Source organism: Stenotrophomonas sp. YJH_SMC_79 (assembly GCF_059367995.1).
The window spans coordinates 596704-619422 of the sequence record NZ_JCAFRK010000003.1 but is presented as its reverse complement, the minus strand read 5'-3'; the positions used below and the strand labels follow the sequence as shown (position 1 = coordinate 619422).

General features: G+C 67.6%; 20 protein-coding genes. 9 read left to right on the top strand and 11 right to left on the bottom strand.

Features of this window, described 5'->3' with window-relative positions:
* The first annotated feature begins 133 nt into the window (after nt 1–133).
* From AC5P57_RS13900 to glpK, 3 genes are all read left to right on the top strand, one after another.
* Complete coding sequence (locus tag AC5P57_RS13900; protein ID WP_005411140.1) at nt 134–769, top strand: OmpW/AlkL family protein; 636 nt, start codon at nt 134–136, stop codon at nt 767–769.
* A 212-nt stretch (nt 770–981) separates the two neighbouring features.
* The gene (gene glpD / locus AC5P57_RS13895) at nt 982–2463 is read left to right on the top strand and encodes a glycerol-3-phosphate dehydrogenase (RefSeq protein WP_099554709.1); all 1482 of its coding nucleotides are present in this window, start codon (nt 982–984) and stop codon (nt 2461–2463) included.
* A gap of 93 nt (nt 2464–2556) precedes the next feature.
* Complete coding sequence (gene glpK / locus AC5P57_RS13890) at nt 2557–4056, top strand: glycerol kinase GlpK (protein WP_099554711.1); 1500 nt, start codon at nt 2557–2559, stop codon at nt 4054–4056.
* A 135-nt stretch (nt 4057–4191) separates the two neighbouring features.
* On the opposite strand, the gene AC5P57_RS13885 is transcribed toward glpK, so the two are convergent.
* Together AC5P57_RS13885 and AC5P57_RS13880 are read right to left on the bottom strand one after the other, a co-directional pair.
* Nucleotides 4192–4986 carry a MetQ/NlpA family ABC transporter substrate-binding protein gene (locus tag AC5P57_RS13885; RefSeq protein ID WP_099554713.1) on the bottom strand — a complete coding sequence of 265 codons (795 nt, stop codon included), beginning with the start codon at nt 4984–4986 and terminating at the stop codon, nt 4192–4194.
* Nucleotides 4987–5011: 25 nt separating this feature from the next.
* Complete coding sequence (locus tag AC5P57_RS13880) at nt 5012–5983, bottom strand: helix-turn-helix transcriptional regulator (protein ID WP_005411144.1); 972 nt, start codon at nt 5981–5983, stop codon at nt 5012–5014.
* Nucleotides 5984–6064: 81 nt separating this feature from the next.
* Between AC5P57_RS13880 and AC5P57_RS13875 the strand changes: the two genes are divergently transcribed.
* Together AC5P57_RS13875 and AC5P57_RS13870 are read left to right on the top strand one after the other, a co-directional pair.
* Complete coding sequence (locus tag AC5P57_RS13875; RefSeq protein WP_049399177.1) at nt 6065–6667, top strand: LolA family protein; 603 nt, start codon at nt 6065–6067, stop codon at nt 6665–6667.
* A gap of 107 nt (nt 6668–6774) precedes the next feature.
* Entirely contained in the window at nt 6775–7551 is a 777-nt protein-coding gene (locus tag AC5P57_RS13870; RefSeq protein ID WP_010481298.1) for a DUF481 domain-containing protein, read from the top strand.
* Between the two features lie 71 nt (nt 7552–7622).
* On the opposite strand, the gene hemC is transcribed toward AC5P57_RS13870, so the two are convergent.
* The 5 genes from hemC to mdoH all read right to left on the bottom strand — a co-directional run bounded on the left by hemC (nt 7623) and on the right by mdoH (nt 13588).
* A complete protein-coding gene (gene hemC, locus AC5P57_RS13865; RefSeq protein WP_099554715.1) occupies nt 7623–8534 on the bottom strand; it encodes a hydroxymethylbilane synthase in 912 nt (303 codons plus the stop codon).
* A 629-nt stretch (nt 8535–9163) separates the two neighbouring features.
* Nucleotides 9164–9901 carry a LytR/AlgR family response regulator transcription factor gene (locus AC5P57_RS13860; RefSeq protein WP_185959223.1) on the bottom strand — a complete coding sequence of 246 codons (738 nt, stop codon included), beginning with the start codon at nt 9899–9901 and terminating at the stop codon, nt 9164–9166.
* 4 nt (nt 9902–9905) lie between these two features.
* Nucleotides 9906–10949, bottom strand: a complete 1044-nt coding sequence (locus AC5P57_RS13855) for a sensor histidine kinase (protein ID WP_197577822.1) — start codon at nt 10947–10949, stop codon at nt 9906–9908.
* Nucleotides 10950–10952: 3 nt separating this feature from the next.
* Nucleotides 10953–11612, bottom strand: coding sequence for an alpha/beta hydrolase (locus AC5P57_RS13850; protein WP_099554672.1), 660 nt, complete (start codon nt 11610–11612; stop codon nt 10953–10955).
* A 50-nt stretch (nt 11613–11662) separates the two neighbouring features.
* Nucleotides 11663–13588, bottom strand: a complete 1926-nt coding sequence (gene mdoH / locus AC5P57_RS13845) for a glucans biosynthesis glucosyltransferase MdoH (protein WP_099554670.1) — start codon at nt 13586–13588, stop codon at nt 11663–11665.
* Nucleotides 13589–14084: 496 nt separating this feature from the next.
* Between mdoH and AC5P57_RS13840 the strand changes: the two genes are divergently transcribed.
* Nucleotides 14085–16130, top strand: coding sequence for a TonB-dependent receptor domain-containing protein (locus AC5P57_RS13840; protein ID WP_099554666.1), 2046 nt, complete (start codon nt 14085–14087; stop codon nt 16128–16130).
* Between the two features lie 60 nt (nt 16131–16190).
* Here the strand turns inward: AC5P57_RS13840 and AC5P57_RS13835 are convergent, their stop codons facing one another.
* Nucleotides 16191–16364 (bottom strand): hypothetical protein, encoded by a 174-nt coding sequence (locus AC5P57_RS13835; RefSeq protein ID WP_005411154.1) that lies wholly within the window; start codon nt 16362–16364, stop codon nt 16191–16193.
* A gap of 216 nt (nt 16365–16580) precedes the next feature.
* Here AC5P57_RS13835 and AC5P57_RS13830 point away from each other — a divergent pair, with 216 nt between their 5' ends.
* A complete protein-coding gene (locus tag AC5P57_RS13830; protein ID WP_099554664.1) occupies nt 16581–16967 on the top strand; it encodes a DUF2628 domain-containing protein in 387 nt (128 codons plus the stop codon).
* 96 nt (nt 16968–17063) lie between these two features.
* Here the strand turns inward: AC5P57_RS13830 and AC5P57_RS13825 are convergent, their stop codons facing one another.
* From AC5P57_RS13825 to AC5P57_RS13815, 3 genes are all read right to left on the bottom strand, one after another.
* Nucleotides 17064–19595: a methyl-accepting chemotaxis protein gene (locus AC5P57_RS13825; protein ID WP_099554685.1), complete on the bottom strand. Its 2532-nt coding sequence runs from the start codon at nt 19593–19595 to the stop codon at nt 17064–17066.
* Nucleotides 19596–19804: 209 nt separating this feature from the next.
* Complete coding sequence (locus AC5P57_RS13820; RefSeq protein WP_005414561.1) at nt 19805–20698, bottom strand: NAD-dependent epimerase/dehydratase family protein; 894 nt, start codon at nt 20696–20698, stop codon at nt 19805–19807.
* Nucleotides 20699–20796: 98 nt separating this feature from the next.
* A complete protein-coding gene (locus tag AC5P57_RS13815; protein WP_262235375.1) occupies nt 20797–21705 on the bottom strand; it encodes a S41 family peptidase in 909 nt (302 codons plus the stop codon).
* 49 nt (nt 21706–21754) lie between these two features.
* Here AC5P57_RS13815 and AC5P57_RS13810 point away from each other — a divergent pair, with 49 nt between their 5' ends.
* Nucleotides 21755–22219 carry a MarR family winged helix-turn-helix transcriptional regulator gene (locus tag AC5P57_RS13810; protein ID WP_099554660.1) on the top strand — a complete coding sequence of 155 codons (465 nt, stop codon included), beginning with the start codon at nt 21755–21757 and terminating at the stop codon, nt 22217–22219.
* 197 nt (nt 22220–22416) lie between these two features.
* A complete protein-coding gene (locus AC5P57_RS13805) occupies nt 22417–22710 on the top strand; it encodes a KGG domain-containing protein (RefSeq protein ID WP_049429457.1) in 294 nt (97 codons plus the stop codon).
* Nucleotides 22711–22719: the final 9 nt, after the last annotated feature.

Here is a 22719-nt window from a genome sequence, read left to right as displayed (position 1 = left end):
GCTTTTCGCACTGATCGCTGAACAAGGAAAACTATTTTTTAACGCGCGTCGGATTCGATTCATGTTGAGGCGACTACGGTGTGCTCGCCCCGCAACCGGGGGCCCAAAACAAGAAACACTAGGAGATACCCCCATGCGCTCCATCCGTATCCTGAGTCTCGCCCTGCTGACCTCCGCCGCCTTCGCGCCGGCCGCTTTCGCCCAGGACAGCAGCTCCACCGATACCGCTTCGGGCAAGCATTTTGCCGTGGTTGGCGGCGTCGCGCTGCTGCAGCCGAAGAATGATCCGATCGACGGCATCAAGAAGGTCGATGGCGGTCCGGCGCCGACCGTCAGCTTCAGCTACTACATCAACGACAACTGGGCCGTTGAACTGTGGGGCGCCGCCGACAAGTTCGACCACAAGGTGAAGGGCCCGAACAATGCCCGCCTGGGCAACGTCGAGCAGCAGCCGGTAGCGCTGAGCGGCCAGTACCACTTCGGCCAGGCTGACAACGTGTTCCGCCCGTTCGTGGGCGTGGGCTACTACCAGTCCAGCTTCAGCAATGAAACGCTGGCTGACGGCAGCAGCTCCGACATCCGCCTCAAGGATGCCAAGGGCGTGATCGGCACCGTCGGCGTGGACATGAACATCAACTCCACCTGGTTCGCCCGTGCAGATGCCCGCTACATGCGTTCGCGTCCGGACGTGAAGGTCGGCGGCGAGAAGATCGGCGAAGCCAAGATGGACCCGTGGACCGTCGGCTTCGGCATCGGCGCCCGCTTCTGATCCAGGCAGCACCGGTTTCATTGATGTAACGCGACGGGCCCTGCGGGGCCCGTCGTCGTTTCCGTCACCCGCTGTCTGTAGAGTCGAGCCATGCCCCCCCTATCGCGGGTCGAGCGGCGGGCTCCGCGCGCATTGCGATGCGCTACGTTCAATGGCGCCCACGGTCAATGGTGGCGCGGCTCGGCTCTACATAATCAGGATGCGGAGGCGCGATGGACGAAGTCGACCTGCTGGTGATCGGTGGCGGCATCAACGGCGCCGGCATTGCCCGCGACGCCAGCGGCCGCGGCCTGCGCGTGCTGCTGTGCGAGCAGCACGACCTGGCCGCACACACCTCCAGCGCCAGCAGCAAGCTGATCCACGGCGGACTGCGCTATCTGGAACAGGGTGAGTTCGGCCTGGTGCGCAAGGCACTGGGCGAGCGCGAGGTGGTGCGCCGGCAGGCACCACACCTGGTCCGTCCGTTGCGCTTCGTACTGCCATGGGAACCCCACCTGCGCCCGCGCTGGATGCTGCGCGCGGGCCTGTGGCTGTATGACCATCTCGGCCGGCGCAGCCCGACCTTCCCCGCCTCGCGCGCACTGGACCTGCAACGCGACCCACTCGGCCCCTGGCTTTCCCCGGATCTGCGGCAGGCCTTCAGCTATGCCGATGCGCAGGTCGATGACGCGCGGCTGGTGCTGCTCAATGCTCTGGACGCCGCCCAACGTGGCGCACGGGTACATGTGCGCAGCCGCTGCATCGAACTGCGCCCTGCGCAGGGCCGTTGGCAGGCGACGCTGGAAGCCACCGACGGCCGGCAGCAAACGGTGATCGCCCACGCCGTTGCCAATGCGGCCGGCCCCTGGGCAGGAGGCCTGCTGGAACGCATGCAGGCGCGCGATGGCGGCCCCGCGCTGCGCCTGGTACAGGGCAGCCACATCGTACTGCGCCGGCCCTGGCCCGACGACAGTGCGTGCCTGCTTCAGCAACCCGATGGCCGTGTGGTGTTCCTGCTGCCCTTCGCCCACGACCACTTGCTCGTCGGCACCACCGACACCGACTACCGCGGCGACCCGGCCCGGTGCAGCGTGCTGCCTTCCGAAGTGGCTTACCTGTGCGAGGCCGCCAACCGCTACCTGCGCGATCCGATCGCCCCGCAGGACGTGGTCTGGCAGTTCGCAGGGGTACGTCCGCTGCTGGCCGATCCGGACCCGCGTGCAGCGAAGCTGAGCCGTGACTACCGCCTGCAACTGCAGTCCGGCCCGGCGCCTGCACTGCACGTGCTGGGCGGCAAGCTGACCACGTACCGGGTACTGGCCGAAGAAGCGCTGGACCTGCTGCGCCCGGCTCTGCCGCAGATGGGACCGGCATGGACGGCAGCGGGCCACCCGCTGCCGGGCAGCGACTGGGGCGACGCAGCGCAGGCGCATTCCCGCCTGCAGGCACTGGCACCGTGGCTGCCCTCCGATTCGGCGCAGCGTTGGGCCGAGGCCTACGGCAGCCGCAGTGCTGCGCTGCTGCAGGGCGCGCACAGCCTGGAGGATCTTGGCGAGGACCTTGGTGCGGGCCTGCACGCGCGCGAGGTCGCCTTCCTGCGTGACCACGAATGGGCGCGTAGCGCCGAAGACGTGCTGTGGCGACGCAGCAAGCTGGGCCTGCGGCTGGACGCCAGGCAGGTGGCACGGCTGCAGGCGTGGATGTCGCAACGGTAGCGCCGGGCCATGCCCAGCGGTTCGCGGAGACGCCGGGCATGGCCCGGCGCTACCGATGCTTTAGGATTTCCCCATCGCTACCGGAGACGCTGCATGACGCCCCGCTACGTGCTGGCCATCGACCAGGGCACCACCAGTTCGCGCGCGATCCTGTTCGACCGTGCTGGCGACATCGTCGGCAGTGCGCAGCGCGAGTTCGCGCAGATCTTCCCGCAACCCGGCTGGGTCGAGCACGACCCGCGGGAGATCCTCACCAGTGTCTATGCCACGCTGACCGAACTGCTCAGCCGCGAACAGATCGACCCGCGTCATATCGCCGCACTGGGCATCACCAACCAGCGTGAGACCACCGTGGTCTGGGACCGCGCCACCGGCCAGCCGATCCACAATGCCATCGTCTGGCAATCGCGGCAGAGCCACGCCATCTGCGAGCGGCTGAAGTCCGACGGGCATGAGGCACTGGTCCGCGAACGCACCGGCCTGCTGATCGACGCCTATTTCTCCGCCACCAAGGTGCGCTGGATCCTCGACCACGTGGAGGGTGCGCAGCAACGCGCCGAGCGTGGCGAGCTGCTGTTCGGCACCATCGACAGCTGGCTGGTATGGAACCTCAGTGGCGGCCAGGCGCATGTGACCGACTACAGCAACGCCGCGCGCACTCTGCTGTTCAACATCCACACGCTGGACTGGGATGACGATCTGCTGGCGCTGCTGGACATACCCCGCGCGATGCTGCCGCAGGTGCGCGATTCCAGCGCAGTGTATGCGCACACCCGGCCGCAGTTCTTCTTCGACCACCCGATTCCGATCGCCGGCATCGCCGGAGACCAGCAGGCGGCGCTGTTCGGCCAGGCCTGCTTCCAGCCGGGCATGGTCAAGAACACCTATGGCACCGGCTGCTTCATGCTGATGCACACCGGCACGCAGGCGGTGCGTTCGCGCAACGGACTGCTGACCACCATCGCCTGGGGCCTGGACGGGCGCGTGGAATATGCGCTGGAAGGTTCGATCTTCATCGCCGGTTCGGTGGTGCAGTGGCTGCGCGACGGCCTGCGCATGATCGAGCGCGCCAGCGACAGCCAGGCACTGGCCGCGCAGGTGCCCGACAGCGGCGGCGTCTATCTGGTGCCCGCCTTCGTCGGCCTGGGCGCGCCGTATTGGCGCAGCGATGTGCGCGGCGCAATGTTCGGCCTGACCCGCGGCACCCGCAAGGCGCACTTCGTGCGCGCGGCGCTGGAGGCGATGGCGTACCAGACCCGTGATGTGCTCGACGCGATGCAGTCCGATGCGGGCATCGCGCTGACCGAACTGCGCGCCGACGGCGGCGCGATCGGCAACGACTTCCTGGCCGCCTTCCAGGCCGACATTCTCGGCGTGCCGCTGCTGCGGCCACGGTTGACCGAGACCACTGCGCTGGGCGCGGCCTACCTGGCCGGTCTGGCAGTGGGGTTCTGGTCCAGCCGCGAGCAGATCGCCGCGCAGTGGGGCCTGGACCGGCGCTTCGAGCCACAGATGGAGGTGGCCCGGCGCGAGAAGCTGTATGCCGGGTGGCAGCAGGCCGTGGCGGCCACCCTCGCCTTCCACGTCGATTGAAACTTCAATGCCCGCCCGGCTGCGGCACGTGGAGTGACACTGTAGAGCCGAGCCATGCTCGGCTGCCGCTGGCGGGATACCGCAAAAAGCAGAGCCGAGCATAGGCTCGGCTCTACAGGGGAATAGGCGCTGGCGTCAGAACGCCGGCAGCACCGCGCCCTTGTACTTGGTCTCGATGAAAGCCTTCACCTGCGGGCTGGTCAGGGCCTTGGCCAGCTTCTGCACGCGGGCGTCATCCTTGTTGTCCGGCCGTGCGACCAGGAAGTTCACGTATGGCGAATCCTTGCTCTCGATCGCCAGTGCGTCCTGGGTCGGGTTGAGGCCGGCATCGAGCGCGTAGTTGGTGTTGATCAGGGCCAGATCGACCTGGTCCAGCACACGCGGCAACATCGCCGAGTCCAGCTCGCGGAACTTCAGGTTCTTCGGGTTGGCGATGATGTCGCGCTGGGTCGACAGGGCGTTGGTCGGGTCCTTCAGCGCGATCACGCCGGCCTTGTGCAGCAGGATCAGCGCGCGGCTGTTGTTGCTCGGGTCGTTCGGGATCACCACGTCGGCGCCTTCGCGCAGCTCGGCCAGCGACTTGATCCTGCGCGAGTACGCACCGAACGGTTCGATGTGCACCCCGATCACCTTCACCAGATCGGTCTTGCGGTCGCGGTTGTAGGCATCCAGGTACGGTTCGGTCTGGAAGTAGTTGGCGTCCACCTGCTTCTGCACCAGCTGGTCGTTGGGCTGCACATAGTCGTTGAACACGCGCACGTCCAGGTCCACGCCTTCCTGCTTGAGGATCGGCTTGACCACCTCGAGGATCTCGGCGTGCGGCACGGCCGTGGCAGCCACCACCAGCTTCTGCGAGGGTTCACCGGACTTGCCACAGGCGGTCAGGGCCAGCGCAGCGGCAAGCAGGGGCAGCAACAGGGTCTTCTTCATGGGCAGGGGGGTTCTCGGGGGAGTGTCAGGATTTTTCGTAGTTGCTCAGGGCCAGCTCGAGCAGCGCCTTGGCCTGCTCGCGCAGCATCACCGGCTCGACGATCTCGGCATCCGAGCCGTAGTGCAGCACGTCCATCAGCAGCTCGCGGGAGACGCTGTACGGCACCTTCAGTTCATAGCGGCCATCGGCCAGGAAGCGGCCCTGCTGCTTGGAGTGCCAGTGCTCGTCGGCCACCCAGCGCGCGGCCTTGGCACTGAACAGGATGGTCGCCCAGCCCTTCGGCGCACCGGAGAAGATGCCGTAGCTGGCACCCAGCTGCTCGTCCAGCTCGCTGTCGGCCACGTCGCGGGCAGTGCTGTCGACCACGCGCGCCTTGTGGATGCGGTCCACGGCGAAGCTGCGCAGGGCTTCGCGATCATGGTCCCAGGCATCCAGGTACCAGTTGTCGCGGTAATGGGTCAGGCGCTGCGGCGAGACGGTGCGCTTGGTCGGCTCGTCGGTGGAACGGGCACGGTACTCGAACGCCAGCTGGCGGCGCTCCAGCACCGCCGAGGCTACGCTGCGGAAGCTGCCTTCATCGAACTTGCGGCCGCGGTGCGGGATTACCCGCACACGGTCCACCGGCCAGTTGGAGACACCGGCCTGGGCAGCCAGCAGGCTCTCGATACGCTGCTGCAGCGGCGCCAGCACCGAGGACAGCACGCCTCCGCCGGTCCGCGCCAGCAGGTGCTGCGAGGCCAGCAGGGCATGCAGCTCCTCCGAGCTGAGCCACAAGCCGGGCAGCTCGAAGCGGTCACTCTCGTCGGCCTGGTAGCGGAAGCCGGCCTCGCCGTCGCCCTCGATCGGTGCCATCAGCGCATCGCGCAGGAAGGCCAGGTCGCGGTAGACGGTGGCACGGGAACAACCGAGCTTGTCCTGCAGGGTCGCCACCGTCACCGGATAGCGTGCGGACTTGAGCAGACGATGCAGGGCGGTGATGCGTTCGTATCGGTCCATACCCCCGATTATGTCCGAGTCGCGGGTCTTGTGTGGGACGTTTGGGCTATCGTGGTCGCCCCCACCCCTCTGGAACACCCGATGCGCCGGTTGCCTGCCCTGTCCCTGCTGGCCTGCCTGCTGCTGGCCGCCTGTGATCGCGCGCCCGCGCCGGCCAGCACCGAAGCGCCCGTGCCGGCAGCGGATCCGGCGCAGGCGGTGCTGGGCGCCAGCCAGCGCTTCTCGGCCCTGCGCAGCTTCCACGCCGAACTGGAGGTGCTGGGCGCACCGCAGCCGGTGCGCAGCGCCATGGACTTCGTCGCCCCCGACCGCTTCCGGGTGCAGACCCCGGCCGGTCCGCAGACGATCATCGGCGACACCATGTTCCTGCAGGCCGACGACGCGATCCGCCAGGTTCCCACCCCGCCGGGCCTGCTCGAGCAATGGCGCAACCCGCTGCCGGCCGATGCCCTGCCCGCCGACCTGCAGGCCGAAGACCTGGGCAGCCAGTCGCTGGACGGGGTCGAGACGCGTCACTACCGCCTGCGTGGCGCGCAGCCCGGCGAACGCCTGGAGTACTGGGTGGACGCGCAGGGCCTGCCGCGGCAGATCGTCCGCAGCGGCAGCAGCAATGGCCGCAGCTTCCAGCTGCGACTGCGCTATTCGCGCTTCAATGACCCGGCATTGCGCGTCGATCTGCCCTGAATAGGCGATCGCGGCAACGTCTGCTGAAGAAACCGTTTGGATCGATTCGGACCGCCATCACGCTTCCAGTATCATCACCGGCTGTCAACCGCTTCGGAGAAGCCCCGATGTCCCTGCGCGTGTCCCTGCTGATCCCCCTGCTGCTGTGCGCACCGCTCGCGTATGCGCAGGATGCCTCCGAACTGGCGGCGATGTCCTCGCCGTGGAGCGGCAGTGGCGGCGAGCTCGGCTTCGCTTCGGCACGCGGCAACAGCAGCACCGAAAGCTTCAACGGCCGCCTGCGCCTGCGCTACACCGATGGCGACTGGGTGCACAGCATGGACCTGGCCGGCCTGCGTTCCAGCTCCAAGGTGATCGAGACCCGCGACGACGGCTCCACCAGCCGCCGCAACAACACCACCGCCAACCGCTACACCGGCAGTGCCGGCAGCGCGCTGCAGCTGGGCGAGCACCGCCAGCTGACGGCCACGGTACGTACCGAGCGCGATGACTTCGCCACCTACGACCGCCAAAGCTCGTTCGGCCTGGGTTACGGCACCCGCCTGTGGAACACCGAGCGTTTCTCGTTCGACGCGCAGATCGGCCCCGGTGTGCGCCGCACCCACAGCACCGAGGACGACCGCACCCGCACCGGCATGATCGGACGCGGCCTGTTCGACATGAAGTACTCGCTGACCGACAACACCGACCTGGTCAACACCCTGCTGGTCGAATCGGGTTCCTACAACACCTTCGGCCAGAACGACTTCGGTGTTTCGGTGAGCATGAACGAACATCTGGCGCTGAAGGCCGGCTGGCAGGCGCGTTACAACAGTGACGTGGCCGAGGACAAGCGCAAGACCGATACGCTGACCACGATGAACGTGGTCTACAAATTCAAGTAAGCGGAACGGGCGCCAAGGGCGCCCGTTCTTCTTCCGGTAGTGCCGGCCGCTGGCCGGCACTACCTGATGGCTCAGACGTTCAGCAGTTCGCTGGCGCCATCATCCAGCAGCAGCTTCGCCACGCGCTGGCCCAGCACTTCCGGGTCACCGGCAGGGCCCACCGCCTCAGCACGCACGGCACGGCCGTCGCTGGCGCTGCCAACCAGCCCCTGCAGGTGCAGGTCGTCGCCCTGCCACTGCGCGATGGCCGCCACCGGCACGTGGCAGCTGCCATGCAACGCACGGTTCATTGCCCGCTCGGCCTCCACGCAGGCACGCGTGGCCGCGTCATCAAGCGGGGCGAACAGCGCCATCAGGCGCGTATTGCCACCGTCGCACTCCACCGCCACCGCCCCCTGTGCCGGGGCCGGCAACCACTGCGGCGGCTGCAGGCGCGCGACGACGCGCTCGCCCAGGCCCAGGCGCTCCAGGCCGGCCACGGCCAGCACGATGGCGTCGTAGCCACCGTTGTCGAGCTTGGCCAGGCGGGTGTTGACGTTGCCGCGCAGGTCCAGCAGTTCCAGGTCCGGTCGCAGCGCGCGCAGCTGGGCCTGGCGGCGCAGTGACGACGTACCCACCCGCGCACCGATCGGCAACGCGTCCAGCGAGGCATAAAGATTGGAAACGAAGCCATCGGCCGGATCGTGGCGGGTCAGCATCGCCGGCAACGCGAACGGCGCATCCAGTTCCATCGGCACATCCTTGAGCGAATGCACGGCGCAGTCGGCGTCACCGCGCAGCATCGCCAGCTCCAGTTCCTTCAGGAACAGGCCCTTGCCACCAATGGCGGCGAGCGAGCGGTCGAGCACTTCGTCGCCGCGGGTGCTCATCGGCACCAGTTCCACATGCAGGCCGGGGTGGGCCTGGCGCAGGCGGTCGGCGACGTGTTCGCTCTGCCAGAGGGCGAGCGGGCTCTTGCGGGTGGCGATGCGGACGGTTTCCATCCAGTCATTATCGCGCCTTCGGCGGGGATACGGCCAACGGCGGAGCCCCTCGTGGCTGGAGCGAACTGCTGGATCATTGCACTAGGCCGGGCGGGGTGGGTTCGCGGGGGACGCCGTAAACCCATCCCTGGGGGCTTGGCCGCGGCATCCATGCCGCGGACACCCCCGCGAACCCACCCCGCCCGACCTCTGACAGTTTCCGTGTGCGTCAGCCACGGAAGATCAAAAGGAAAAATCAAAAGCCGATTGCTTCCGGGGTCAGATCCCTTTTCCGCAGGAAAAGGGATCTGATCCCTCTTTCCCCACCCGATAACAACAATGCCTTTGCCGTCCGACGCGGGAAAAACGAGAGGGTTGGGCCGGGGTGGGGTGGCGGGACCGTTGGCGCCATGGGCCCGAGGCATGCCTCGGGCGGGTTGGGCAGGACGCCCAACCCCGGTCTTGCCGTGTGCGCAGGACAGCGCACACGAGCAAGGCGCCATCGAGCTTACAGGGATGTACTTGCAGCGTGTCCCGCCACCCCACCTCGGCCCGACCCAGCACGTAGCACCAACGAGCCGACCAACCGCCGTTGCAGTTGCTCCAGACGTTGCTCGCAAGCAGTCGCGGCCGCAGGCCGCGCGAAACACTCACAGATGCCGCAGTTCCTGCTTCAGCGTCGCCACGCAACGGCGGCTGACTTCCAGCGGCTGCTTGCCATGCCGCAGTACCGCCTGCACCTGCCCGCCAGTACCACGGCGCAGCTCCACCAGCTCGTGGCGTGCCACCAGGCAGTTGCGATGGATGCGGATGAAACGGCTGGCGAACTCCTCCTCCAGCGATTTCAGCGACTCCTCGATCAGGTCTTCGCCACGCGCATGGTGCACCACCACGTACTTCTCTTCGGCCTGCAGGTAGTGGATGTCATCCAGCGGGATCAGCCGCAGGCTGCCACGCAGGCGTGCGCACAGCATGCTGCGGGCCTGCTGCCCGCCGCTGCCCTGCGGCTGGCCATCGCGGCCGGCCAGGAAGGTGCGGGCACGTGCGATCGCTGCGGCCAGGCGTTCGGCGCGGACCGGCTTCATCAGGTAATCGATGGCGGCCGCCTCGAACGCCGACAAGGCGTGCGCGTCGTAAGCGGTGCAGAACACCACCGCAGGCCGCGGCTCGAAGCTGGCCAGATGGCGCGCCGCCTCCAGGCCGTCCAGCCCGGGCATAGCGATGTCCAGCAGGACCAGGTCCGGCTGCAGCTCCGCGCACGCATGCAGGGCCTGCTCGCCGTTGCCGGCCTCGGCCACCACATCCACGCCGTCCTGCGCCGCCAGCAGGCTGCGCAGGCGCTCGCGCGCCAGCGGTTCGTCATCGGCGATGACTACCCTCACGATCATCCCCTCACTGGATCGGCACTGTCACCTGGCAGGCATAGTAGCCCTCGCTCCAGCCAGCCGTCATCCGCGCGGCGCTGCCGAAGCGCCAGGCAAGCCGATGACCGATGCTGTGCTGGGCATGGCCGGCACCACGCGCCAGCGCCAACCCCGGCGTCTGCGGATCGGGCGCGGGATTGCGCACGCGGATCTGCAGTTCACTGCCTTCGCGCACCAGCTGCAATTCGATGGTGCCGCCCTCGGGCAGGCGTGAAATGCCATGCAGCACTGCGTTTTCCACCAGCGGCTGCAGTACCAGCCTCGGCAGTGGCAGGTCCCACGGCAGCGGCTCATCGCGTTGCCAGCGCACCTGCAGTCGCTCGCCGAGGCGCAGCGACTCTATCGACAGATAACGCTCGGCCAGCTCGCATTCGTCACGCAGGGTGGAGTCACCCTCGCCCGCGCCCAGGGCAGCACGGAACAGATCGGACAGATCCAGCACCGCGCGTTCGGCCACCGCCGGATCGCGATGCAGCAGGCTGGCGATCAGGTTCATGCTGTTGAACAGGAAGTGCGGCCGGATCCGCGCCTGCAGCGCGTCGGCCTGGGCACGCGCGTTGGCCTGCACCTGCGCGGCCCAGCGATCGCTCACATAGAAGTAGCGCAGGGCCAGCGCGGCGATCAGTGCCGTGGTTGCCGCACTGCCGAGGGTAAAGCGCCAGAAGCTGATGCCGCGGGCGAAGTTGTCGCCCAGTACCGCGTACAGCGCATGCACGATGCCGGCACAGATCACCGCGATCAGGGTCGCCAGCACGAGCGCCGCGACAGCGCCCAGCGCCTGCGGCAGCCTCGACAGTGCCTGCCGCAGCAGGCACAGGCTGGCGGTGACCGCCAGCGCCAGCCATAGCGCGAAGCCGCTGGCCGACAGCAGCTCGCCGAAGGTCCAGTGGCGGCTGCCATCGGGCGCCAACGCCAGCACCACCACCACCAGCTCGGCCAGGCCGAGCATCGCCGCCAGCCGCGGCAGGCGGCACAGTTCCGGCATCCACGGCGATGTGCTGGCCGGGGGCATGGCTCAGGCGGCGCCCAGCCGTTCCTGCAGCCAGTCACCCAGTGCCTGGATCTCTTCGGCGCAGACCTGGTGGGCCATCGGATAGCTGTGCCACTCCACCTCCAGGCCCAGCGCCTGCAGGGCCTGCGCGCTGTGTGCGGCCACCGCCTGCGGAATCACCGGGTCGCTGCTGCCATGGGCCATGAACAGCGGCACCTGCACGGCACCATCAACGCGCTGGGCGCTCTCGGCTTCGGGCAGGTAGGTGGACAGTGCAATCAGGCCGGCCAGCGGCGCGGTGCGCGACAGTGCAGCAGTCAGGATGATCGCTCCACCCTGCGAGAAGCCCGCCAGGAAGATCTTCTCCGGTGCGATGCCGCGCTCGATCTCGCGTGCGATCAGTGCATCCAGCTGCACCACCGACTCCTGCACGCCGGCCATGTCGGCGCGCGAGCGGAAGTCCATGCCGACGATGTCGTACCAGCCGCGCATCGGCACGCCGTTGTTGATCGTGATCGGCCGCACCGGTGCGTGCGGGAACACAAAGCGCAGCGCCGGCCAGTGCGGACGCACCAGCTCCGGCACGATCGGCGCGAAGTCGTGGCCGTCGGCGCCAAGCCCGTGCAGCCAGATCACCGACCACTGCGGCGAGGCGCCGGTCTCCTGTTCCACCGTTTGCAGCATGATGCGGCTCCTTCAAGTTCGAGCCGCATTATGCCGCTGGTGCAGGGCCATCAGTACAGCGGCGGTTGCTCGGCTGCTTCCCGGCGCAGCTGCGCGGCGCGTACCAGTACCGGCGGCGGGATGTTCTCCTCGGGAATATCAAGCAGGCCGAGGCGATGCAGGAAGGCGCCCGGGCCGCGCGAAGACGTCAGCGCCACCACCGGTACCGCCAGCACCATGCCGATCACCACCGGTGCCATCCACGCCGCCAGCGACGGCGATACCGCCCAGGCCAGCAGGCCCATGAAGGCACCGAACACGCCCAGCCCGCCGTAGCCGCGGATCAGGGCCATCCACGAGATGCCACCATCGTCACGCTGCTGTGCGTCCCAGCCGGAATCGCGGCCGGAAAGCACTTCGGCCACGCCGCGCGACTGCACGTACATCACCACCGGCGCCATCAGCGCGGCCAGCACGGTCTCCACCAGCATCGACACGAACGCACGGATCGCGCCGCCGCAGCCGCGGCGGTCGACCGGGTCCAGCAGCATCGCCAGGTAGCCCAGTACCTTGGGCAGCAGCAGCACCGCCATGGTGGCGGCGAACAGGCGTACCACCTGCTCCTCATCCTGGGCACGCCAGTACACGCTGGGCGACAGGTGCAACAAAGCGTTGAAGTCGATGCCTTCCTGGAACAGTGGAATGGCGATGCCGATCAGCATCAGCATCGCCCACATCGGCGCGGTGAAGTAGTGGCCGATGCCGATCAGCATGTGCGTGCGGCTGATCCAGTGCAGGCCGCGGCTGCCGACCACCTTGCCATGCTGCAGGTTGCCCTGGCACCAGCGGCGGTCGCGCACCAGCAGGTCGGTCAGCGTCGGCGGGCCTTCTTCATAGCTGCCGCCCAGGTACGGCACCATGTGCGCAGCCCATCCGCCACGGCGCATCAGCGCCGCTTCGACGAAGTCGTGGCTGAGAACGTGGCCGCCGAACGGCTTGCGCCCCGGCAGCGCCGGCAGGCCGGCGTGGTCGGCGAAGGCACGGGTGCGGATGATCGCGTTGTGGCCCCAGTAGTTGCTCTCGGCGCCATGCCACCAGGCCACGCCACGGGCGATCACCGGGCCGTACACGCGACCGCCGAACTGCTGCATGCGGGCGAACAGGGTGCGGCCACCGATCACCGATGGCAGGGTCTGGATCAGGCCGACATCGGCGTTGTGTTCCATGCCGGCCACCAGGCGCACGATGCTGTCGCCGGTCATCAGGCTGTCGGCGTCCAGGATCAGCATCTGCGGGTAGGCGCCGCCGAAGCGGCGCACCCAGTCGGCGATGTTGCCGGCCTTGCGCCCGCTGTTGTCGCCACGGCGGCGGTAGAACAGGCGCGTCTGCCCGTCCTGCACGCGGTCGCGCAGTTCGGCGAATACCTGCTCCTCGGCACGTGCGATGTCCTCGCGCCGGGTATCGCTGAGCACGAAGAAGTCGAAGCGTTCGAGCTGGCCGGTGGCGGCCACCGATTCGTAGATCGCCTGCAGGCCCGCCAGCAGTCGGCGCGGATCCTCGTTGTAGGTCGGCATCAGCAGCGCGGTGCGGCTGTGCACGGTCGGCAGCGGCTTGTCCGGGTCGATGCCGAGGCGATAGCCGCGGTCGAACACGGCGGTCAGGAAGCCAGCAACGGCGCTGGCAAAGGACAGCGCGATCCAGGCGAACAGGCCGACGAACAGCACCAGCAGGCAGGCTTCCAGCACGCTGATGCCATTGGCCGACAGCACCCGCCACATCATGCGGGTGGCGATGGCGGTCATGGCCAGGGTGCCGCCGAAGATGTAGAACCGGCGCAGGCCGATCAGGCGTGGCGAGGTACGGTGCCGACGGACCTTCAGCGCGCCTTCGCGCAGGGTCTGTTCGGGCATCGGCAGCGGTGATTCGGCGGGCAGCAGCGCCCAGCCGGCGTCGAGCCGGGGCGCATCCGCTTCCGCGTGGATGGTTTGACCCCCCATCACCGCTTACTCCCCACGGTCGGCATGGCCGGCCGTCCCGGCCGGGCTGCATGCGCGAAGGTTCCCGGCGCGCCTTCCCGGCGCCCGCACTTGTCCTGGCTGTGCCGGCCCTTGGCCGCACAGTCGCTGTCTATAACTACCGGAACCCACACGATCTCCAACGGGGCGGAATCGAAAATGCGGCCCAGTCTAGGGCGCCGGATGTAAGCCGGGTGCGAAGGTCTACGCCGGGATTTATCCCCATTCAGCAAACAGCAGGCGATGGCGGGCCGTGCAGCGGGATGTCGCTTCGTGGCGCCTGGTACTGGATCGTAACAAACGCGAACGGTTATCATTTCATTAACCAGGCAGGTCACCGTCTTCCGTACGGCCGAGACCCACCCAGCTGCGCCGGACCGAACCGCGCGCCTTACGACCCATGGAAGGGGGGCCTGCCTGCTTGTCTGCGTGCGCCCGTTGCTTCCATCCGGTCCCCCCTCATCCGATGGAAGCCGTCATGTCCCAGCTGTTCCGTTCCCGTTCCGCGCGCCTGCCGCGCACCCGCCTGGCCAGTGCCCTGGCCACCGCCTGCCTGCTGGCCCTGCCCTGCCTTGCCGCCGCAGAGGCCAGCGCCGATGCCTCCACCAAGGATCTGGATACCGTGGTGGTCACCGCCTCGGGCAACCAGCAATGGATCAAGGATGCCCCGGCCAGCATCAGCGTGATCAGCCGGGAGGACATCGCGCGCCAGCCGGTCCACGACCTGGCCACCCTGCTCAGCCGCGTGCCGGGCGTGACCGGCGGCCTCAGCGCCGTCGGCGAGCAATCCAAGATCAAGCTGCGCGGCATGCCGTCCAACTACACGCTGGTGCTGGTGGACGGCAAGCGCATGGGCAGCTCGGCATCGACCAACTACCGGCCGGACCTGGGCCGCCAGGATCTGAACTGGATTTCGCCCGACCAGATCGAGCGCATCGAAGTGGTGCGCGGGCCGATGTCGTCGCTGTATGGCTCCGACGCCATGGGCGGCGTGATCAACATCATCACCCGGCGCATCGGCGATGAATGGAACGGCAGCGCGACGCACAGCTATACCCGCCCCGGCGATGACAAGCGCGGTGACACCCAGCAGATCGGCGCCACCTTCTCCGGCCCGCTCGGCGAACGCTTCGGCCTGCGCATCGGTGCCAACAGCATGCGCCGCGACTCGGACCAGTCCAACGGTGGTGTCTACGGCAACGCCTACGCCGGCGAGAAGGACCGCAATGTCGACGCGCTGCTGCAGTGGAAACTGAGCGACGCGCAGGAACTGTCGCTGGAAGCCGGCCATGGCGTGCAGCAGGCCTTCATCGACGCCTCGCTGGAAAAGCAGGACGAAGGCGCCTGGGGTGCCAGCGAACTCAAGCGCAGCTCGCTGGCGCTCAACCACGATGGCAAGTGGAGCTTCGGTAACTCGAAGATCAGCGCGTACTGGACCGAATACAAGAACGACATCGGCGCCACCGGCCGCTCCGAGGCGACCGATACGATCATCGAAGGCAGCCTGACCACGCCATTCACCCTCGGTGTTGAACACCAGTTCGCCGTGGGTGGCCAATGGAAGCGCCAGGAGCTGACCAACACCGACACCATCGGCCGCGCGCCGATCGACTATGCCGGCAATGCCGTCAGCGGCTCCGATCTGGAAGTGGATACCTGGGCCCTGTTCGTCGAAGACGAGCTGAAGCTGCACCGCACCCTGGCGCTGACCCTGGGCGCGCGCCTGGACCACCATGAGAAGTTCGGCGGCCACGTCAGCCCGCGAGCCTACCTGGTCTGGCATCCGGCCGAGCAATGGACCATCCGAGGTGGTGTTTCCAAGGGCTTCCGCGCGCCCAGCCTGACCGAGAATTCGGCCACCGCCGCCACCCAGTCCGGTGGCCGTGGCTGCACCTCGCTGATCCCGCTGGGCTATACCCGCGGCGGCTGCTACATGGCCGGCAACCCGGACCTCGACCCGGAAACCAGCACCAACCGCGAGATCGGCGTCAGCTTCGACAACGACCTGGTCGATGCCGGCCTGACCTACTTCCATACCGATTTCAGGAACAAGATCGAGTACGCACCGCTGGGCAGGTTCAACGGCATCTGGTGGACGCGCATGAGCAACGTGCAGCGCGCACGCACCAGCGGCATGGAAGGCAACCTCAATTTCCGCTTCGGCGAGCACTGGCGCTGGCGCACCTCGGCGACCTGGATGAAGGAAGCCAAGAACCTGACCACCGGCCGCAACCTGATCGATACCCCGGAGTTCTCGGGCTACTCGTCGCTGGACTGGACGCCCAACACGGTGTTCTCAAGCAGCCTGTCGGCGCAGTACACCGGCAAGCAGACCGGCACGGCGACGACCTTCCTCAAGGCCTACACGCTGTATGACCTGACCGCGGCCTGGAACGTCAACGAGGTGCTGACCCTGCGTGGCGGTGTCAGCAACCTGGCCGACAAGAAGCTGTATGCGGAAGGCTCCACCGACTATTTCGTGGCCGGGCGCAGCTACTTCTTCAGCATGACCGCGCGGTTCTGACCAGGAGCGTCCGCCACGATCGCGCTGGCGACGGGCCAGCGCGATCGGCGGTGTTGCGGGTTACTCGCTTTCCAGTGCGGCGGCGGGCGCCGCGCTCTGCGTAGCGGCCGTGCGTGCACGGTCCATCGCCACCGCCAGTTGCTGGCGTGCGAGCAGCTGTTGTGCCTGCACCACTTCAGGTGTCGGCAGGAGCACCGGTCCCGGTGCGTTTTCCGGTGTAGCAGGTGTGGTCATGCAACCTCCATGGACATCCCGCCACCGCACGGATTCAGCCGGTGCGGTAGCGGAACTGCGCACCCTATCCTAAAAACAAGGCGGGTGGGTGACGGTGCGCCCCCTGGCCGCAGGGCCATAACGCACTGAGCGTCACATTTTTGACGCTGCAGGGTGGATACCTGAACCGGCCGGCCGGTATCATGTAATCGTTTTCCCACAAGGACGTGTACGTCAATGAACGCAGTCGACCTCTCCCGCTTCAGCCCGAAGTGGCAGTTCCGCTTCAACTTCTTCCAGCAGCACGGCGCGCCCAAGGAACCAGGCTTCAAGCAGGCCTGGAAGGCGCTGTCCTTCGGCGACCGCCTGAAGGTCAACATCAACTTCTTCGCCTTCTTCTTCGGCGCCATCTACCTGTTCATCCTGGGCATGTGGCGCAAGGCGCTGGTGGTGATCGGCATCAACATCGCGCTGGCCGCCGTGACCCTGTTCCTGCCCGACATCGTGGCCCGTGCCGTGTTCATCGCCATGAACTTCCTGGTCGCTTCCAGCACCAACTACAGCTACTACCTGGAACAGGTGAAGGGCCGCGCCAGCTGGAACCCCTTCGAAGGCATGTTCTAGAACCGCGGCAGCGGCCGGCCCCGACCGGCACAACGACGAGCAGAAACGACGACGCCCGGCCTTGGCCGGGCGTCTTCATGTGCACTCCGGCCAGCGTCAGGCCGCGCGGCGTGCCGTGGCCATCGGCTCGGCCTGCAGGCGGAAGCGCGAGACCGCCACGGCCAGCTGCTCGGCCTGTTCTTCCATCGCACGCGCGGCGGCACTGGCTTCTTCCACCAGTGCGGCATTCTGCTGGGTGGTCTCATCCATCTGCACCACGGTCTGGTTGACCTGTTCGATGCCGGCGGACTGTTCGCGCGACGCGGCCGAGATCTCGGCCATGATCTCGTTGACCCGTCCCACCTGGCCGACGATGGCCTGCATGGTACGGCCCGCACCGTGCACCAGCTGCGCACCGGCACCGACCTGCGCCACCGATGCGTCGATCAGTTCCTTGATCTCCTTCGCTGCGCCCGCCGAGCGTTGCGCCAGCGCGCGCACCTCGCTGGCGACCACAGCGAAGCCACGGCCCTGCTCACCTGCCCGCGCCGCTTCCACCGCCGCGTTCAACGCCAGGATGTTGGTCTGGAAGGCGATGCCGTCGATCACCGAAATGATCTCGGCGATGCGCTGCGACGATGCCTCGATCTGCTCCATGGTCTGCACCACCTGGTTGACCACCTCCCCGCCCTCGCTGGCAACGCCAGCGGCGGAACCGGCGAGGGTATTGGCCTGCAGCGCGTGGTCGGCGTTCTGGCGCACGGTGGAGGTCAGCTCCTCCATCGAAGCGGCAGTCTCTTCCAGGTTGGCGGCCTGCTGCTCGGTACGACGCGAGAGATCGCTGTTGCCCGCAGCGATCTCTCCCGCCGCCAGGCGGATGCTGGCGGCCGACTGCTGGATCTGCCCGACAATCTGGGTCAACTGCTGCACGGTGCTGTTGGCATCGTCGCGCATCACCGCGAACACGCCATGGAAATCACCACGCATGCGTGCGCTGAGGTCGCCGGCGGCAATCGCGCGAAGCAGCGTCGACAGCTCGGCCAGGTTGTGATCGCTGACCTGCATCATGATGTTGAGGGTCTCCACCATGCGGCGGAAATCGTGGTCGAAGCGCTCGGCATCGCCGCGTACGGCGAAGTCGCCGGCCGCCGCGGCGGCAGCCAGCTGCTGGATCTGCTCGTTGATCGCGGCCAGGTTGATCTTGGTGGTGGCCATTGCAGCGGTGAACACCGCCTTCTCGCCCGGCAGCGCTTCCATGTCCACGCTGAGGTCACCCACCGCGTAACGCTGCATCACCTCGACCAGGCGCTGGGTGACCGCATTGCTGGAGGCCACCAGCTGGTTGCTGTCGGCCACCATGCGGCCGTACTCGCCGGGGAAGGCAGTAGCGTCCATGCGGTAGCTCAGCTCGCCGGCATCGTGGCGGCGCGCCATTTCCGCCTGCGCGGCCATCACCGCCTGCAGCTGTCCGCGCATGCCCTGCATCGCCTCCAGCAGGCGGCCCACTTCATCGTTGCTGCGCGCAGGCAAGGTGCTGTCGAGCTTGCCGGCGGCAACGTCACCCGCCACTCGCACCGCTTCGGCCAACGGGCGGATCGCCAGGCGGCGCAGCAGCACGTAGACGCCTGCGCTGAGGGTCAGCGCGGCCACCACGCCAACCAGCAACGTCAGCCACAGCAGCTGGCGCGCCTCGGCGACGATCACCGCATGCGGCATCACCACGCCCAGTGCGAAGCGCTGCGGGGCATTGCCTACGCGCAGCGGCACGTACACGCGCACATTGCCGGCCGCGTCCGGGGTGAAAGCCTCGAACCTGCGGTCGGCGGCGATGTCGGCCAGCATGCTGCGGGTCAATGCATCGCTGCGCGGCTTGCCGATCTCGGCAGCGTTCGCCGAGGCGAGCACCACGCCGTTCGGTGAGAGCAGTTCGACGCGACCTGCGCCCATCGGCTTCAGCGTGGCAAGGTGCTTCTGCAGCGCCGCCAGCGAGAAGTCGACGGTGAATACACCGAGGAACGTGCCGTTTTCGATGATCGGCGAGCTCAACGTGCTCATCAGCACCTGCTGGCCGGCGATGTCGTAGGCATAGGGTTCACTGACCTTGGGCAGCTTGTCGCGGCTGGGCACCACGTACCAGTCGGCCGAACCGTCGGCGGCTTCGGTGTAGTCGGTCATGGTCGACTGCTGTGGCTTGCCGTCATGCCAGGCCCAGTAGCTCATGTAGCGGCCGCTGGCATCGTGCATCTCGGTATTGGCGAATTCGGCATCCTTGCCATCGAAGGTATCGGCCTCCCACATGGTGCTCTTGCCCAGCCATTCCGGGTGGGTACGCAGCTGCTCACCGAGCACGGCCGCCAGGCTGGCGCGATCAGGCACGTCCCCCCGCGCACGCTGGGCGAGCACGGCTTCGACCATGGCATCGTTGCTGGCGAACGCCGTGCCCAGGTCGGCGGCGACCTGGCGCGCTTCGGCGTTGGCCTCGCTGGTCATGGTCTGGCGCGAGGCATCGATCAGGCTGGCACTGGCCTGGCGATAGATCAGGAACGCCGTCAGGCCGAAGCACAGCAGCGCGATGACGGCGGTGCCCAGCATCAGCTTGTGGGCGATGCTGCCCGGACGGCGGGCAGCGGCGGAACGGGAAGAAGGCATGGAGGGGTCCGCAAGGCAGTTCAGGACGACCGGCACCGCGAGGGCACCGCGCAGGCGCGCGATCCATCGCGCAGGCCACCGGCCGCCGGGACCCGCCCGGCGCAGGAAGCGCACCGGGTTAGCGGCCGCCTGCCAACGAGGTTGAGGCGACCGCACGACACATTCCTGAATGCACTCAGGGACGGGACAGGAACCCGCCCCGGCGCCCCCTATTCGGCCACCCGATCCTTGATCCACTCCGCGCGCGGCAACACCTCGATGCTGCCTGCGGCGTACTGCTGCAGCACAGCGTCCGGCCCGAAACGCGGCTGCCATCCCAGCTCCCTGCGAATGCGGGCGCTGTCATAGACGCGGTCGACGCTCAGCGGCAACGGCCAGCCACGGCGCTCGAACTCGGCCAGCAGCTGCGGTACGCGCCGGGCCAGTACGTTGCGTGGCTGGGTGGCCAGTTCCAGGCAATCCTCGCGCCGGAACGGGGTCGCTGCGCAGGCGATGTAGCGGGCGAAGGCCGGCCCCTCATCCAGCAGCAGCGCGGCATGGGCACTGGCCACGTCACGGGCGTCGATCCCACGATGCAACCGGAACATCGCCATCCGTTCCGGCGGCTCCGGGAAGCAGCGCCCCATCCGCAGCACGCGCACGCCGAAGTCCGGTGCGGCCGCAGCTTCAGCCAGGGCCTCGGCCTGCAGCTTGCTGCGGTGATAGATCGTTCGCGGCAACGGCTCGGTATCCTCATCGATCCAGCGGCATCCTCCTGCCACCACTGCGTGGCCGTACAGCGCGGTGGTACTGGTCAACACGAACCGCCGTGCACCTGCCTCCCGCGCCGCCTGCAGCAGGTGCGCAGTCGCGTCCACATTGATCTGCTGGAACACCGCGTCCGGTACCAGGCCAACGTGCGGCGCATGCAGGGCTGCGGTATGGATGACCGCGTCGACGCCCTGCACCGCGCGCACGACGGCTTGATGATCGGTGACATCGGCAATGATGCGCGTGGTGGCGAACGGGCTGCGGTCCAGACCAACCACTTCATGGGCAGCCGCCAACGCGCCGAAGATCGCGCGCCCGATCCGCCCGGAACTGCCGGTCAACAGAATCTTCATTGAGTCCATTCACTCGAAGCGCCCGGGAACTACCGGGATGCTTCGATTCTAGGCATGCAACGGCGCATCTGCGATAGGACAACCGCGCAACCGTGCGTTCATCTTGACGACTTCGGCGGAGCCAGCAGTTGGCGCGCGATGAACAGCGGGTCGTCGCCGCCTGCCACGTCAGGCGCGACACCGGTCCGTTCCCAGTTTTCACCGGTGCGCAGATTGATCGGTTGCCGATCCGGAATGCTGATCTGATAGCCATCGGGCAGCAGCACAGGATCATCGAACATATGTGCGGCACCACCACTGCGGCCGCCGACGATGCGCGCACGTCCCAGGGCCTGCAGCGAATACGCGACGAACTCGGCCGCCGAGCCGGTGCGGCGGTCGATCAGTATCACCAGCGGCTTCAGGTACAGCGGAAGGCTCGCTGGCGGCAGCGGCACCGGGGTACGCCGGCCACGTTGCTCCAGCGCCTGCACTGCAGTGACACCTGGCTCCAGCAGGGTCCGCACCAGCAGGTCGGCGCTGCCATCATCACCGCCCCCGTTCTGGCGCAGATCCAGCACCAGACCCTGGGTGTCGGCCAGCAGGGTGAACGCTGCCGCCAGCCTGGGCCTTGCCAGATCGAGCGGATAGAAGGTGCTCAGGCGCAGGTAACCGAGATTGCCTTCCAGCACCCGCACCTCGCGCACGCCCGCACCATTGCTGCGTGCATCCGCACGCCAGGCCATCAGCCAATCGTCCTGGCCGGCGCCGGCCTCCACCCGTTCCACATGGAAGTGGCCGTCGAACACGTCCAGATCCTGGTTCAGGCGCGCACTGAAGCCCTTCGGGTCCGTGCAGCTGTCCACATAGCGCTGCTGGGTGGACCAGCCACGCACCGCATCGGCGATGCGTGCGCCTTCGGCCACGTCCAGGTAGTGCGCCTCTATTGCCGCAGCCGCCTGCAGCACTGTGTCCTGGCCCGGGCAGGACGCTGCCAGCAGCGTGCCCAGCATCCACGAAACCACCATGACTGCCCCCGCATTGATGATATGTAAGCGCTTATATATCATTGTGGGCATGGATCTCCAACTTGCCAGCCTGGGCACCCTGCTGCGCGCCCTGCTCGATCAGCTCGACCCGGCGGTCGAGCAGGCCTATCGCGACCTGCAGCTGGACTTCCGGCCGCGCTACACCCCCGTGCTGCACACGCTGATGGCGCAGGGCCCCTGCCGCATCAAGGATCTGGCGCTGGCCTGCGGACTCAGCCATTCGGCACTCAGCCAGACGGTGGCCGCGATGGTGCGCGACGGCTGGCTGCACGCCGTCATCGGCGAAGACAGCCGCGAGCGCATCCTGCAGCTGAGCCCGCACGCACTGCAGGCACTGCCGGTGCTGCAGGCGCAATGGCAGGCCACCGCACGCGCCGCACGCAGCCTCGATGCGGATCTCGGCCAGTCGCTGGAACAGGTGCTGCGCGAGGCTCTGCAGGTTCTGGAGCAGCGGCCATTCGCGCAACGACTGCGCGACGCCCGCCGGCGCTGACACTGCGCCGTCGCCGATGTGTCGCCTCTTCGAGGACGGCAACTCCCGCTGCGTTCGCCTGAATGGCCACGTCATCGACCGCGTGCGCACATGGCGTGAAGGCCACGGCGAGGATGGCGACCTGGACTTAGCACGCGTTGGCCAAGCATGGGCGCTGCCGTTGACGACGGCGCCGACCCTGCAGCAGGAGACGTCCCATGACCGACCAGAATCACCGCTCCAACCGGGGCTTCGCCTCGATGGACCAGGACAAACAGCGCGCGATCGCCGCCAAGGGCGGGCGCGCGGCACATGCCTCCGGCAATGCGCACGAATTCAGCCCTGACGAAGCGCGTGCTGCAGGCCGCAAGGGCGGCGAAGCGATCAGCCGCGACCGGCAGCACATGGCCGCGATCGGACGCGAAGGTGGGCACGCACGCCACGCCAATGCACGCCAGCAACAGCAGCAGATCGAGCACGGTGCAGAGGATCCACACCCCCAGCAGCGGTGACCCCGCGCG

Coding starts and splice junctions, on each gene's coding strand:
- AC5P57_RS13900 (WP_005411140.1), top strand. CDS start 134: ATGCGCTCCATCCGTATCCTGAGTCTCGCCCTGCTGACCTCCGCCGCC.
- glpD (WP_099554709.1), top strand. CDS start 982: ATGGACGAAGTCGACCTGCTGGTGATCGGTGGCGGCATCAACGGCGCC.
- glpK (WP_099554711.1), top strand. CDS start 2,557: ATGACGCCCCGCTACGTGCTGGCCATCGACCAGGGCACCACCAGTTCG.
- AC5P57_RS13885 (WP_099554713.1), bottom strand. CDS start 4,986: ATGAAGAAGACCCTGTTGCTGCCCCTGCTTGCCGCTGCGCTGGCCCTG.
- AC5P57_RS13880 (WP_005411144.1), bottom strand. CDS start 5,983: ATGGACCGATACGAACGCATCACCGCCCTGCATCGTCTGCTCAAGTCC.
- AC5P57_RS13875 (WP_049399177.1), top strand. CDS start 6,065: ATGCGCCGGTTGCCTGCCCTGTCCCTGCTGGCCTGCCTGCTGCTGGCC.
- AC5P57_RS13870 (WP_010481298.1), top strand. CDS start 6,775: ATGTCCCTGCGCGTGTCCCTGCTGATCCCCCTGCTGCTGTGCGCACCG.
- hemC (WP_099554715.1), bottom strand. CDS start 8,534: ATGGAAACCGTCCGCATCGCCACCCGCAAGAGCCCGCTCGCCCTCTGG.
- AC5P57_RS13860 (WP_185959223.1), bottom strand. CDS start 9,901: ATGATCGTGAGGGTAGTCATCGCCGATGACGAACCGCTGGCGCGCGAG.
- AC5P57_RS13855 (WP_197577822.1), bottom strand. CDS start 10,949: ATGCCCCCGGCCAGCACATCGCCGTGGATGCCGGAACTGTGCCGCCTG.
- AC5P57_RS13850 (WP_099554672.1), bottom strand. CDS start 11,612: ATGCTGCAAACGGTGGAACAGGAGACCGGCGCCTCGCCGCAGTGGTCG.
- mdoH (WP_099554670.1), bottom strand. CDS start 13,588: ATGGGGGGTCAAACCATCCACGCGGAAGCGGATGCGCCCCGGCTCGAC.
- AC5P57_RS13840 (WP_099554666.1), top strand. CDS start 14,085: ATGTCCCAGCTGTTCCGTTCCCGTTCCGCGCGCCTGCCGCGCACCCGC.
- AC5P57_RS13835 (WP_005411154.1), bottom strand. CDS start 16,364: ATGACCACACCTGCTACACCGGAAAACGCACCGGGACCGGTGCTCCTG.
- AC5P57_RS13830 (WP_099554664.1), top strand. CDS start 16,581: ATGAACGCAGTCGACCTCTCCCGCTTCAGCCCGAAGTGGCAGTTCCGC.
- AC5P57_RS13825 (WP_099554685.1), bottom strand. CDS start 19,595: ATGCCTTCTTCCCGTTCCGCCGCTGCCCGCCGTCCGGGCAGCATCGCC.
- AC5P57_RS13820 (WP_005414561.1), bottom strand. CDS start 20,698: ATGAAGATTCTGTTGACCGGCAGTTCCGGGCGGATCGGGCGCGCGATC.
- AC5P57_RS13815 (WP_262235375.1), bottom strand. CDS start 21,705: ATGGTGGTTTCGTGGATGCTGGGCACGCTGCTGGCAGCGTCCTGCCCG.
- AC5P57_RS13810 (WP_099554660.1), top strand. CDS start 21,755: ATGGATCTCCAACTTGCCAGCCTGGGCACCCTGCTGCGCGCCCTGCTC.
- AC5P57_RS13805 (WP_049429457.1), top strand. CDS start 22,417: ATGACCGACCAGAATCACCGCTCCAACCGGGGCTTCGCCTCGATGGAC.